Origin of the sequence: Pseudomonas sp. S8 (genome assembly GCF_050473925.1) — a bacterium.
GTDB lineage: Bacteria > Pseudomonadota > Gammaproteobacteria > Pseudomonadales > Pseudomonadaceae > Aquipseudomonas > Aquipseudomonas parakoreensis.
On sequence record NZ_JBFDVZ010000016.1, the window covers coordinates 818,490 to 832,132 of the forward strand.

The 13,643-nt window shown below is 61.9% G+C and carries 11 protein-coding genes; all 11 read left to right on the forward strand.

Translation table 11 applies throughout. The features are described 5' to 3' along the window. The first annotated feature begins 47 nt into the window (after nt 1–47). The 11 genes from AB1J88_RS05005 to AB1J88_RS05055 all read left to right on the forward strand — a co-directional run bounded on the left by AB1J88_RS05005 (nt 48) and on the right by AB1J88_RS05055 (nt 13,609). Entirely contained in the window at nt 48–968 is a 921-nt protein-coding gene (locus tag AB1J88_RS05005; protein ID WP_430290393.1) for a universal stress protein, read from the forward strand. A 158-nt stretch (nt 969–1,126) separates the two neighbouring features. Next, entirely contained in the window at nt 1,127–1,759 is a 633-nt protein-coding gene (gene ycaC / locus AB1J88_RS05010) for an isochorismate family cysteine hydrolase YcaC (protein WP_007966399.1), read from the forward strand. A gap of 199 nt (nt 1,760–1,958) precedes the next feature. Beyond that, nucleotides 1,959–2,894 carry a Gfo/Idh/MocA family protein gene (locus AB1J88_RS05015; protein ID WP_430290394.1) on the forward strand — a complete coding sequence of 312 codons (936 nt, stop codon included), beginning with the start codon at nt 1,959–1,961 and terminating at the stop codon, nt 2,892–2,894. Nucleotides 2,895–3,109: 215 nt separating this feature from the next. Next, nucleotides 3,110–4,162, forward strand: coding sequence for an isopenicillin N synthase family dioxygenase (locus AB1J88_RS05020; RefSeq protein ID WP_222019115.1), 1,053 nt, complete (start codon nt 3,110–3,112; stop codon nt 4,160–4,162). A gap of 27 nt (nt 4,163–4,189) precedes the next feature. Continuing rightward, a complete protein-coding gene (locus AB1J88_RS05025; protein WP_086792812.1) occupies nt 4,190–4,999 on the forward strand; it encodes a MetQ/NlpA family ABC transporter substrate-binding protein in 810 nt (269 codons plus the stop codon). Next, nucleotides 4,996–5,796 carry a methionine ABC transporter ATP-binding protein gene (locus AB1J88_RS05030; protein WP_174377255.1) on the forward strand — a complete coding sequence of 267 codons (801 nt, stop codon included), beginning with the start codon at nt 4,996–4,998 and terminating at the stop codon, nt 5,794–5,796. Before AB1J88_RS05025 ends, AB1J88_RS05030 begins: the two co-directional genes overlap by 4 nt. Continuing rightward, nucleotides 5,793–6,464, forward strand: coding sequence for a methionine ABC transporter permease (locus tag AB1J88_RS05035; protein ID WP_174377256.1), 672 nt, complete (start codon nt 5,793–5,795; stop codon nt 6,462–6,464). Before AB1J88_RS05030 ends, AB1J88_RS05035 begins: the two co-directional genes overlap by 4 nt. Before the next feature lie 8 nt (nt 6,465–6,472). After that, nucleotides 6,473–8,023 carry a sugar ABC transporter ATP-binding protein gene (locus AB1J88_RS05040; protein WP_430290395.1) on the forward strand — a complete coding sequence of 517 codons (1,551 nt, stop codon included), beginning with the start codon at nt 6,473–6,475 and terminating at the stop codon, nt 8,021–8,023. After that, nucleotides 8,016–9,041: an ABC transporter permease gene (locus AB1J88_RS05045; RefSeq protein ID WP_174377258.1), complete on the forward strand. Its 1,026-nt coding sequence runs from the start codon at nt 8,016–8,018 to the stop codon at nt 9,039–9,041. Before AB1J88_RS05040 ends, AB1J88_RS05045 begins: the two co-directional genes overlap by 8 nt. Nucleotides 9,042–9,072: 31 nt before the next feature. Continuing rightward, nucleotides 9,073–10,128: a substrate-binding domain-containing protein gene (locus AB1J88_RS05050; protein ID WP_174377259.1), complete on the forward strand. Its 1,056-nt coding sequence runs from the start codon at nt 9,073–9,075 to the stop codon at nt 10,126–10,128. A gap of 1,093 nt (nt 10,129–11,221) precedes the next feature. Beyond that, complete coding sequence (locus AB1J88_RS05055) at nt 11,222–13,609, forward strand: TonB-dependent receptor plug domain-containing protein (RefSeq protein ID WP_430290396.1); 2,388 nt, start codon at nt 11,222–11,224, stop codon at nt 13,607–13,609. Nucleotides 13,610–13,643: the final 34 nt, after the last annotated feature.

A 13,643-nucleotide genomic window follows, 5' to 3' on the forward strand; every position in this document is an offset into this window, starting at 1 on the left:
TCAGGCTGGCCCTCAGGCCAGTACCGCACTGCCAGGATGAGGTTCGTATGCTCAGATTCAAGCGAATGCTGTTGATCGCGCCTGCCGAAATGGTCCGCACCCCGGCCTTCGATCGCGCGATGGCTCTGGCCCAGGCAACCGGTGCGGCGCTGCACATCGTGGCGTTCGATTATGTGCAGGCGCTGGCGGTGGCCGGTCTGTTTGACCACGATGCGATGGCCCAGGCGCGCGAGGGTTATTTGCAAGTGCACCGGCACTGGCTGGAGCAACAGGCCCGGTTCCACACCGGCAGCGGCGTGCAGGTCAGCAGCGAAGTGGTCTGGGCCAGGGCCACGCCGGCGCATCTGCTGGAGTACATCAATGACTATCGGGCCGATCTGGTGATCAAGGATACCCATCATGTCCCGGCGCTGAATCGGGCATTCCATCGACCGCTGGACTGGCTGTTGCTGCGCGACTGTCCGGCCCCGGTGCATCTGGTTACCGAAGCCCGTCATCCTCTGCCGCTGAAAATGCTCGCCGCCGTCGATCTGTCGCATCTGGAGGCTCTGACCCAAGGCCTCAACGACCGCATCCTCGATCTGGCCGCCACGCTGGCAGGCGCTTGCGGCGCCGAGTTGCACCTGCTCAACGTCAGCAACTGGTCGGTGCTGGGCGATGCGGCGATGAGCGTGCCGACGCTGAGTCTGGATCACAGCCTGTGCGAGGCGATCAACGACACCCAGCAAGAGGCGTTTGATGCGCTGGCCGAGCGTTACGCAATCGCAGCTCGACGCCGACACCAGATGAGCGGGATCCCGCACAAAGTGATTGAACAGTTCGCTCGCCAGAACGCGTTCGACCTGCTGGTGCTCGGTACGACCTACCAGCAGGGCCTCGACGGCTTCATCGGCGCGACGGTCGAGAGTGTCCTCAACCGGGCGCCGTGCAGTTTGATGATCGCCAAACCCCTCCCCGAGGTGAATTGAGACGGAAGCATGCGAGGCCGGTCCTGACCACAGGATTGTCCGTTATGAGTTGACAGTGAAACGCTTTTCAACCGATTTATCGGTTTCGGTGGTGTCAGTAATCTGTGCCCATGTTCAACGCAACGCCAACCACCACAACCAAGAAAAGGGAATCAAACATGAGCACTGCAACCTACAACCGCCTGAACAAAGACGACGCCGTAGTCCTGCTGGTCGACCACCAGACCGGTCTGATTTCTCTGGTTCAGGATTTCTCGCCAAACGAATTCAAGAACAACGTGCTGGCGCTGGCCGACCTGGCGAAATTCTTCAACCTGCCGACCATCCTCACCACCAGTTTCGAACAAGGCCCCAACGGCCCGCTGGTTCCGGAGCTGAAAGAAATGTTCCCGGACGCGCCGTACATCGCCCGCCCAGGCCAGATCAACGCCTGGGACAACGAAGACTTCGTCAAGGCGATCAAGGCCACCGGCCGCAAGCAGATCATCATTGCCGGTGTCGTGACCGACGTCTGCGTCGCATTCCCGACCCTGTCGGCACTGGCCGAAGGCTTCGACGTATTCGTCGTCACCGACGCCTCCGGCACCTTCAACACCACCGTCCAGCAAGCCGCGTGGAGCCGCATGACCCAGGCCGGCGCACAAATGATGAACTGGTTCTCGGTCGCCTGTGAGCTGCACCGCGACTGGCGCAACGACATCGAAGGGCTGGGCAATCTGCTGTCGCAGCGGATTCCGAACTACCGGAACCTGATGAACAGTTACTCGGCGTTGACCGCGCAGCAGAAGTGACTGCAGCGTTGTGAATGTGAAAGCCTGCCCTGAAAAGCAGGCTTTCTTTGTTTGCGCCGCTGCATCAGCGTTGCTACCCGTTGCGCTGACCGAACGCGCACACCAGCAGTTTTTTGATCACCACCACCGGGTATTCCCAGTCGATTACGGCTAATCTGCGCACTCGCTGACGACAACAAGACAAAAACAGGAGTCATTGATGCAGCCGATCCGTCTCGGTCTGGTGGGTTACGGCAAGATTGCCCAGGATCAACATGTTCCGGCGATCAACGCCGATCCCGGATTTCGTCTGGTGGCGGTCGCCACGCAAGGTAAACCCTGTGCCGGGGTGGAGAACTTTCACTCGTTGAGCGAGTTGCTGGAACACGGCCCGGAAGTGGATGCGATTGCGTTTTGTACGCCGCCGCAAGGTCGATTCGCCCTGGTGCAGCAGGCGCTGGCCGCCGGCAAACATGTGTTGGTGGAAAAACCGCCGTGCGCCACGCTGGGCGAGGCGATGGCTTTGGTCAATCAAGCCCGGCAGCAAGACGTCAGTGCGTTGTTCGCCTGGCATTCGCGCTACGCCCCCGGTATTGAAGCTGCCCGTGACTGGCTCGCCAGTCGCACGCTGCAAAGCGTGCGGATCGACTGGAAGGAAGACGTGCGCAAATGGCATCCCGGTCAGACGTGGATCTGGCAACCCGGTGGTCTGGGCGTTTTCGATCCGGGCATCAATGCCTTGTCGATTGTCACCCGTTTGCTCGCGCAGCCACTGTTTGTCGAGTCCGCCGAACTGCGGGTACCGGACAACTGCCAGTCGCCGATTGCCGCGTCGATCAAGATGTCCGATGCCAGCAGACTCGACGTGCGGGCCGAGTTCGATTTCGACCACGGTCACGACGAACTCTGGAGTATCGAGATTCGCTGCGCCGAAGGGGTGCTGCGTCTGGACAACGGCGGAGCGCTGCTGAGCATCGATGGCGTGCGCCAAGCGGTGTCGGAAGAGGGCGAGTACACGGCGGTGTATCGACACTTCCGGCAACTGATTGGCGATCAGGCCAGCGACGTAGATCTGCAACCACTGCGGCTGGTGGCGGACAGTTTCTTTGTCGGCAGCCGGGTGGCAGTCGAGCCGTTTTATGATCCGGCACGCTGATCGGTTGAAGCGGGATAGCGGTTGTGCGATGACGGCGAACCTCAGCGTCGGGCCTAAGCTAATGCAAAAAGGGTATTTGTTCGTGGTTTTTAAGATCGTTTAGTTTTGTCTCACGACGAATCAAACGCATCAAACCGATAGACCCCCGATTGCCATGACGGCACACGCTGAATCGATCAAAGGCTCTTCAGGTTTGGTTCACACGGGAGTGAATCATGCCGCATACCCTCGATATCACCACGCTGCCGACGCTCGACCTGTCGTTGTTCGAAGGCACCGCGCAACAGCGTTATGAATTTCTTGAAAACCTGCGTCACGCCGCGCGTGACGTCGGCTTTTTCTATCTCACCGGCCATGGCATCGACAGCGACCTGCTCAAGCAGGTGCAGGATCACGCCCGGCAGTTCTTCGCCTTGTCCGAGCACGAAAAAACCGCCGTCGGCATGATCAATTCGCCGCACTTTCGCGGGTACAACCGTGCCGCTTCCGAGATCACCCGTGGTCAGCCTGACTGGCGTGAGCAGTTCGATCTCGGCGCCGAGCGTGAAGCGTTGCCGCTGGACGCGGACAGCCCGTTGTGGGCTCGGTTGCAGGGGCCCAATCAATGGCCGGCGGCGCTGCCAGCGCTCAAACCGCTGCTGCTCGAATGGCAACAGGCGATGACGCGCATGGCGTTGCGCCTGCTGCGTGCCTTTGCCCAGGCGCTGTCGCTGCGGGCGGACGCGTTCGATCAGTTGTACGGCGACAAGCCCAACGAACACATCAAGTTGATGCGCTACCCAGGTCAGGCCGCCAGCGCGAGCCAGCAGGGCGTCGGCGCGCACAAGGATTCCGGGTTTCTGAGCTTTCTGCTGCAGGACCAGCAGGCCGGTCTGCAAGTGGAGGTTGAAGAGGGGCGCTGGATCGATGCGCTACCCCGCGACAACACGCTGGTGGTGAACATCGGCGAACTGCTGGAGCTGGCCACCAACGGTTATCTGCGCGCCACGGTGCATCGGGTGGTGTCGCCGCCCGCAGGCAGCGAGCGTTTGTCCATCGCCTTCTTCCTCGGCGCGCAACTCGATGCCGTGGTGCCGCTGTACCCGTTGCCCACCGTGCTGCTGCGTGAAGCGCGTGGCCCGGCGAGTGATCCGCTCAATCCGTTGTTTCGCGATGTCGGCTGGAACTACCTCAAGGGTCGGCTGCGTTCGCACCCCGACGTCGCCCGGCGCTTCTATGCCGATGCGCTGATGCCCGCCGCACCGGCTCGCAAGACCGTCAACGCCTGATTCATCACTCGCTCAAGGACTCCGCCCATGTTGAAAAAAACAGGTTTGACCCTGGCCGTGCTCGGCGCGCTGGTGACATCGTTCGGCGCGCAGGCACTGGAGCCGCTGCGGGTGGCCGCTGATCCGGTGCCCCACGCGCAGATTCTCGCGTACATCCAGACAATCGATCCGCAACTCAACCTCAAGGTCATCGAGATTCCCAACGGCGTGAACTCCAACGAGCTGTTGGTGCATGGCGATGTCGATGCCAATTACTTCCAGCATCTGCCGTACCTGAAATCCCAGGAACAAGCGCTGGGGCAGAAACTCGCGGTGGCCGCCACGGTGCATATCGAGCCGTTGGGCATCTATTCGCGCCGGCACAAAAGCTTCGCCGAGGTGCCGGAAAAAGGCACCGTCGCCGTGCCCAACAACGTCACCAACCTGAGCCGTGCGCTGTACCTGTTGCAGGACAACGGGTTGATCAAACTCAAGCCCGGCTTCAAGGATCCGGCGGCCGATCAGGCCACCCCCAAGGACATTGCCGAGAACCCGAAACAGCTGAAGATCCTCGAAATCGAATCGCCGCAAATCCCTCGGGCGCTGGACGATGTCGACCTCGCGGTGATCAACGGCAATTACGCACTGGAAGCCGGACTGGTGCCGGCCCAGGATGCGCTGGGGCTGGAAAAGGCCGAGCACAATCCGTACGCCAACATCCTGGTGACTACGCCGACACTGCAAAACGATCCGCGCATCGCACAACTGGCCAAAGACCTGACCTCGCCGCAAGTGGCGAAATACATCACTGATAACTTCAAGGGTTCGGTGATTCCGGTGGAGGATGCCAAGCCATGATCGTCGTCGAGCGTTTGAGCAAGACCTACCCGTCAGCGCCGGCACCGGCACTGGATCAGGTGTCACTGAGTATTCCCGACGGCGCGATCTACGGCATCCTCGGGCGCAGCGGCGCAGGCAAGTCGACCCTGTTGCGTTGTCTCAATCTGCTCGAACGCCCGGACAGCGGGCAAATTCTCATCGACGGCGTGGACCTGCTGACCTTGACGCCCAGCGACCTGCGCCGCCAGCGTCAGCGCATCGGCATGATCTTCCAGGGCTTCAATCTGCTGCACTCGCGCACCGTGTTCGACAACATCGCCGTGCCGCTGGAAATCGCCAACGTCGGCAAACCGTGGCGCCATGTGCGGGTGCGCGAGCTGCTGGAACTGGTCGGTTTGACGGACAAGGCGCAAGCCTTTCCCTCGCAGTTGTCCGGTGGGCAAAAACAGCGGGTGGGGATTGCCCGCGCCCTGGCAGCGGAGCCTGCGTATCTGCTGTCGGACGAAGCTACCAGTGCGCTGGACCCGGAAACCACGGCGTCGATTCTTGACCTGCTGCGCGATATCAACCGGCAACTGGGCGTGACCATTGTGCTGATCACCCATGAGCTGGACGTGGTCAAGTCGATCTGCGATCACGCAGCGTTGATGGCCGACGGGCGCTTGGTCGAGTCCGGCCCGGTGCCGCGTTTGCTTGCCGATCCGCAGTCGAGTCTCGGCACTTCGTTGCGTCCGACCTGTGGCCTGCCGCTGGGCCACGACATTCCCGGGCTCAGCTTCCTCAAGCAATACGGCGTGCGAGCGGCTCAGTCATGAACCGCGCGATCAACTGGGATGAAATCCTGCAACTGCTGTTCAACGCCACCGGCGAAACCCTGTACATGGTCTTGCTTGCCGGGCTGTTCACGCTGCTGATCGGTTTGCCGCTCGGGGTGTTGCTGTTTGTCAGTCGCCGCGAAGGCCTGCGGCCGCTGCCACGGCTCAATGCCGCGCTGGGTTCGCTGGTCAATCTGGGGCGCTCGCTACCCTTTGTGGTGATGTTGATTGCGCTGATTCCGCTGACGCGTCTGCTGGTCGGCACCACCCTCGGCAGCACCGCGGCGGTGGTGCCGATCACCATTGGCGCGTTTCCGTTTTTTGCGCGAATCGTCGAGAACGCGCTGGACGAAGTCGACAAGGGCCGGATCGAAGCGATCCTCGCCATGGGCGGCGATATCCGCCATGTGATTTGCAAAGTGCTGCTGCCCGAAGCGCTGCCGGCCCTGCTGGCGGGGATCACCCTGACGCTGGTGATGCTGATCGGTTTTTCTTCCATGGCCGGGGTGATTGGCGGTGGCGGCCTCGGTGATCTGGCGATCCGTTACGGCTATCAGCGTTTCAACAACGAAGTGATGGTCGCCACCGTGGTGGTGCTGGTCATTCTGGTGCAGGGCGTGCAAAGCCTGGGCGACCGACTGGTGCGCTCGCTGGCCCATCGACGTTAAGGAATTTTATGAGTGTCGTCGTGGCCCGCGCGCCGCTGATTCAGGTGCGTGAACTGAGCAAGCGCTTCGGCTCGAACCGCGCCCTGGATCGCGTCAGCCTGCAGATTCATCCCGCCGAAGTGGTGGCGTTGCTCGGTGCCAACGGTGCCGGCAAATCGACGCTGGTGAAAATTCTCGCCGGCAGCCAGCGCGCCGATGGCGGCGAGATTTACATCGACGGCCAGCCCCGGCAATTCAGTTCGCCGCTGTCGGCACGTCGAGTCGGAATCGTTGCCGTGCATCAGCAGATCAATGAGGGCATTGCGCCCGGTTTGAGCGTGGCGGAAAACCTCCTGCTCGATGAGTTGTGCAAGCCTGACGCGGACTTTTGGCTCAATCGCCAACGCCTGCTGGAGCGCGCCGCGAGTATCGCCGCCGGGCTGGGCCTGAAATTGCCGCTGGAGCAGCCGATTGAACACCTGGGCCTGGCCGAACGGCAGTTGGTGGTGCTGGCGCGGGCCTTTGCCCTGCAGCCGCGTCTGCTGATTCTTGATGAGCCGACCGCCGCGTTGTCGGATGCCGAGGCGCAGCGGCTGTTCGGGTTGATCGATACCCTGCGCAGCCGGGGCGTGGCGATTCTGTACATCTCCCATCGCTTGTCCGATCTGCAACGGGTGGCGGATCGCGCCATTGCCCTGCGCGACGGGCGACTGGCCGGGGAATTCAGCGCACGGCAGTTGCCGGAGGCGGTGCACGCCATGCTCGGGCAGGCGCTGGACGGGCATGTCTACACGCCCGGCAGCGTGGGCCGAAAAGTCCTTGGTGTGCGCGGTTTGCAGATTTTGCCGCGCTCCAGGCGTTTCGATTTCAACCTGCACCAAGGCGAAGTGGTGGTGCTGACCGGACTGCTCGGCGCCGGCAAAAGCGAAATCGCCGAAGTGCTGTTCGGCTTGCGCAAAGCCGTGGCCGGCAGTCTGCAACTGGACGGCGTGGACTGGCTGCCGGGTTCGCCAAGGGAAGCGATTCGCAGCGGTGTGTTTCTCGCAGCGGAGGATCGCGCCAGTCAGTCGCTGGTGCCGGATTTCTCCCTGCGCCGGACCCTGACGCTGCCGTTTCTGCAGCGCTTCACCCGTGCCGGTTTCATTCGCAACCGTGCCGAAGCCGCAGCGGTCGAGGCGCAAGTCGCGGCGCTGGGGATCAAGACTGCCGGTATCGAGATGCCGATGAGCGCGCTGTCCGGCGGCAATCAACAGAAAGTTGTGCTGGGTCGCTGGCTGCTCGGGGCAGGGCGGGTGTTGATTCTCGATGAGCCGTTTCAGGGCGTCGACGTGCGCGCCCGTCGCGAGATCGGCCAATTGCTGCGCGAGACTGCCGCCAGCCGCGCGACCCTGGTGATTTGCGCCGATGTCGATGAAGCCCTGGAAATCGCCGACCGGATTCTGTTGGTGCGCGATCACGCGGTGGTCGCCGAATACCCGCGTGCCGGTCTTGAGCGCGCGACCCTGGTCACCGCGCTGGCCGGCAGCGACGCTAGTGAAAATCCCTTTCATGCCACGCCAAGGAGCAGAGCGAGTGCCTGATTCGAGTTCATTGTTGTCTGCCGCTACGGCACCCGCCGAGCGCCTGCTGCAAGCGCTGATCCGCTACGGCCTGTTGTGGCTGCTGGCGCTGATCGTGGTGTTTTTCAGTGTCGCGGAACCGGCGTTTTTGCGCGTCGGCAATCTGTTCAGCATCTTGCAGTCGGTGTCGATCGTCGCGCTGCTGGCCCTTGGCGTGACGCTGACCATGGCCGTCGGCGGACTTGATCTGTCGATTGGGGCGGTGGCAGCGATGAGCCTGATGATCGCCAGTTACGTGATGGTGGTGCTCGGCTGGGGCGCGGTGCCGGCGGTGCTGATCAGTCTGGCCGGTGGCGCACTGGTCGGCCTGCTCAATGGCTGGCTGATCGTCAAGCTGCGGGTGCCGGATATTCTCGCGACGCTGGGCAGCATGTTTCTGGTGATCGGCGTGCAACTGATTCCCACGGGTGGGCGCTCGATTGCGGTGGGCATGACCTTGCCCAGTGGCGTGGAAACCGAGGGCACGTTCAGCGCGGCGTTTCTCGCCTTGGGTCGCGGACGCTTGTGGGACGTGGTGCCGGTGCCGGTGTTGATCACGGCGCTGGTGGCGCTGGCGGTGTGGCTGTTTCTTGAGCGCACGCGCATCGGCCGGTTGTTTTATGCGATTGGCGGCAACGAGCAGGCGGCGCGATTGGCGGGGGCGCCGGTACAGCGCTTCAAGTTACTTGCTTACGTGCTGTCGGCGTTGCTCGCCTCGCTCGGCGGTTTGCTGTTGGCGGCGCGGTTGGGGCGCGGCGATGTCAGCTCCGGCAACGGCCTGGTGCTGGACGCCCTCGGCGCGGCGCTGATCGGTTTTGCCGTGCTCGGCGCGAAGAAGCCCAATGCCTTCGGCACGTTGGTCGGCGCACTACTCGTTGCCTCGTTGCTCAATGGCCTGACCATGCTCAACGCGCCGTATTACGCGCAGGATTTCGTCAAGGGACTGGTGCTGGTGCTGGCCCTGATGTTCACCTTCGGCCTCGCGCATCGGGCGCGCTGAGCCGGTTCATTTGTCGCTGCAAGGAAGATGTATGCACGGTTCAATCAAGCAGTTCGCACGCCATTGCCTCGCCGGCGCGGTGCTTTCGGCGTTGGCTTTGAGCGCTCAGGCCAAGGCATTGCCGGGTGCCCCGGCGCCGTTCGACAAGGGCCAGGTGCAGATCGCGCTGGTCGGTTACCTGTTTTCCGGGGACTTTCCCGAGGCGTACCTGCGCGGCGTGGAGAAACAGACCGAAGCGCTGGGGGCCAATCTGCGGGTGTTCGATGCGCGGCAGCAGGCGGCGAGTCAGGGCGAGATGATCGATCAGGCGATCGACCTCGGGGTCGACGGGATCATCGTGCAACTGGGCCTGGCGGAAACCCTCAAGGGACCGATTGACCGGGCGATCGCCAAAGGCATCAAGGTGGTGGCGTTCGACGTTGACCTGAACAGTCCGCAAGTGACTCAGGTCGAGCAGGATCACCATGCACTGGCGCGGCTGGCGCTGGATCAGGCCGTGAAAGACAACGGCACGCGGTTCGATGCCGGTTACGTGTACATCAGCGGCTTCACGCCGATGGAGCGCCGCGATGAGATCTGGAGTCAGGTGAAAAAGGCCAATCCGGGCATCATCGAGAAGGCGCGGTTCGGCACGCTCAATCCGCCGATTGCCAACTCGGTGGCGGATCAGGCCAGCGCGGTGCTGCGCGCCAATCCGGATATCCGCGTGATCTTCGCGCCGTTCGACGAGTTCGCCAAAGGCGCGAAAATCGCCGTCGACGAGGCCGGGCTGGGGCGCAAGGTGAAGATCTACAGCGCTGACATCTCCACCGCCGACATCCAGATCATGAAAGAACCGGACAGCGCCTGGGCGGCGACCGCAGCGGTCAATCCGCAAGTCGCGGGGGCGATCAGCGTGCGCAGTCTGGCGATGTTGATTGCCGGCGAAAATCCGGGGCATCAGGTGCTGGTGCCGCCGACCCTGATCACGCGTCAGCAACTGCTCGATCTGGACGTGAAAAACGTTCGCGATCTGGCGCAGAAACTCCCGGCGTTTGGTGATACCACCAACGTGGCGCGGGCGGAGTGGATTCCTGTGGCGAACTGAAAAATCTGTATTCATTCACCGATCCCTGTGGGAGCTGGCTTGCCAGCGATAGGGCCTGTTCAGCCACCTTATTTATTGACTGATACACCGCTTTCGCTGGCAAGCCAGCTCCCACAGGTTTTGCGGCGTGCACCAATCCGCTGATGGACACAATCCACTGTGGGAGCTGGCTCGCCAGCGATAGGGCCTGTTCAGCCACCTTATTTATTGACTGATACACCGCTTTCGCTGGCAAGCCAGCTCCCACAGGTTTTGTGGCGTGCACCAATCCGCTGATCGACACAATCCACTGTGGGAGCTGGCTTGCCAGCGATAGGGCCTGTTCAGCCACCTTATTTATTGACTGATACACCGCTTTCGCTGGCAAGCCAGCTCCCACAGGTTTTGCGGCGTGCACCAATCCGCTGATCGACACAATCCACTGTGGGAGCTGGCTTGCCAGCGATAGGGCCTGTTCAGCCACCTTATTTATTGACTGATACACCGCTTTCGCTGGCAAGCCAGCTCCCACAGGTTTTGCGGCGTGCATCAATCCGCTGATCGACACAATCCACTGTGGGAGCGGGCTTGCCAGCGATAGGGCCTGTTCAGCCACCTTATTTATTGACTGATACACCGCTTTCGCTGGCAAGCCAGCTCCCACAGGTTTTGCGGCGTGCACCAATCCGCTGATCGACACAATCCACTGTGGGAGCGGGCTTGCCCGCGAAGGCGCCGGTTCAGTCGATAAAGACGTTGGATGTGCCAACGCCATCGCTGGCAAGCCAGCTCCCACAGGGAAGTTGTCTACATTTTAGTTAGTTGATCTTTAGTTGGTTTAAGTGTTGATGGAACAACACTTGTGTTGCTCTAAATACAACTATTCAGCCGGATCTAACCTAAGTGTTATTGGTTCTTTTACGGCAAGCCTTCAGCCCGTCTAGCATCGGTTTTCAACGGAGAAGCTGACTTTGGGGATGCTGCGCTTCAGTCACTAATCAGCCTTCACCGCCTTCCTGATTTCCATAACTACAGCAGACATTGCCGTGCATTGATTGCCGACCCTTTATTGTCGGTAACGGCCGGGTATTAGCTGCGATAAAGGAGCTGTCACATGTATCAGCGTTCGCGTTCATTACTGGCCATCGCGGTGGTCGGTGCGATCTGGCAACTTCCGGCGCAAGCCGAAGACACTTCCACCCGCGTTGACGATGACACACGGCTGGGTACCGTGCTGGTCACCGGCACTCGGGGCACGGCACGTACGGTGCTCGATTCTCCCGTGCCGGTGGACGTGTTGACCGCCGCCGATCTCAAGTCCACGGGCGCGGCTGACGGTGAACTGGGCCAGGCGCTGCAGACGTTGCTGCCGTCGTTCAGCATGCCGCGTCAGTCCAATTCCGGTGGTGCCGACCATGTGCGCGCCGCACAGCTGCGCGGCATGAGTCCGGATCAGGTGCTGGTGCTGGTCAACGGCAAGCGCCGTCACACCTCGGCGGTGGTCAACGACTCGTCGAAAATCGGTCGCGGCACGGCGCCGGTGGACTTCAACTCGATCCCGATCAGCGCGATCAAACGCATCGAAGTGCTGCGCGACGGCGCCGGGGCGCAGTACGGTTCCGACGCGATTGCCGGGGTGATCAACATCATCCTCGACGACGCCCCCGAGGGCGGTGAAGTGTCCACCAGCTACGGCGCGTTTCACACTCATCAGGACGCCATCGGCAGAACCACCACCGACGGCCAGAACAGCGTGACCACCGCCAAGATCGGCACGCGCCTGGGCGAAGAGGGCGGGTTCATTCGCGGCGGCACCGAGTACAAAAATCGCAATCCGACCAACCGCGCCGGTTTCGACGGTTTTGCCGATACCCCGGACCAGCGCAACTACGTGATGGGCGACGGCCTGGCGCGGGACGTCAACCTGTGGTTCAACAGTGAGCTGCCGCTGGCGGGTGGCAAGGCTTACAGCTTCGGCACTTACAACCAGCGCCACACCACCGGCGCCGAATTCTATCGCTACCCCTACGAGCAGCCGCAGTTCTATCCCAACGGCTACCTGCCGCAGTCGCTGGGCGACAACAAGGATGTCTCCGCCACCGCCGGCTTCAAGGGCATGATCGGCGAAGACTGGGACTTCGACAGCAGCGTGACCCATGGCCGCAACCGCTTCGACGGCTCCACCCGCCGCACGCTCAACGTCAGCCTCGGTGAGGACTCGCCGACCCGGTTCGACACCGGCGATTACGAGCTGCGCCAGACCACCACCAACCTCGATTTCAGCCGCGAACTGCGCCTCGGCGGACGCTCGTTCGTGCTGGCGCTGGGCGGTGAATACCGCTACGAAAACTACCTGACCTACGCCGGTGACGCGGCCTCCTACATCGGCTCCGGCGCTGATGGCGCCAACGGTCTGCGCCCCAGCGAAGAGTCGGACCTGGACCGCAATGTGTTTGCTACCTACGCCGAGTTGTCGGGCGATCTGACTGACCGCTTTTTCGTCGACGCCGCCACCCGCTGGGAACATTACGATGATGCCGGCAGCAAACTTACCGGCAAGCTCAGCGGTCGCTACAAACTGACCGAGCAGTGGGCGCTGCGCGGTGCGGTGTCGAACAACTTCCGCGCGCCGTCGCTGGCGCAGAGCGGCTTTCAGAACACCACCAGCAACTTCGGCGAAGGCGGCACGCTCACCGATATTCGTGTGCTCTCGGTCAACGACCCGATCGCCCGCGCGCTGGGGGCCGAGAAGCTCGATCCGGAAACCTCGAAGAACTTCAGTCTCGGCCTGACCTTCCAGCTCAACGAGCGCTTCGATGCCTCGCTCGATGTGTTCCGCATCGACGTCAAGGATCGCATCACCCTGTCGCAGCGCATCGGCAGCGACGCCATGGAGCAATACATCAACGATAACTTCGGCGTGGCCGGGGTGCATGACGTCAACTTTTTCACCAACGCCGCCGACACCAGCACCCACGGTGCCGAGCTGGTGCTCAACTACCATCAGCCGCTGTATGAAGGGCAACTGGGCCTGACCACCGCGTACACCTACAACCACACCAAAGTCACCAGCACCAAAGGCACGCCTTCGCAACTGACGGCGTTGGGTATCGGCAACGATGCACTGGTCGGCGTTGAAGAAACCAACACCCTGACTGACGCCGCGCCCAAGGATCGTTTCGTGTTTTCCGCCAATTGGGCCAGCGAACACTGGGGCTTGCTCGGGCGTTTGACCCGTCAGGGCGAGACCACCCGCGTCTTCGACTTTGGCGATTCGCAACCGGAGCAGACCTACGGCGCGGTGTGGCAACTGGACGCCGAGGTGACCTACAAATTCACCCCGAAATTCAGCGTCGCCCTGGGCGGCAACAACCTCACCGACAACTACCCGGAACGCTCCGGCTCGGCGATCAACTACGGCGGCAACCTGCCGTATGACGTGCTGTCGCCGATTGGCACCAATGGCGCGTATTACTACGCCAGCGCCACTTACGGCTTCTGAGTCGAACCGCCACGGATGGCGGACTTTTTGCGGA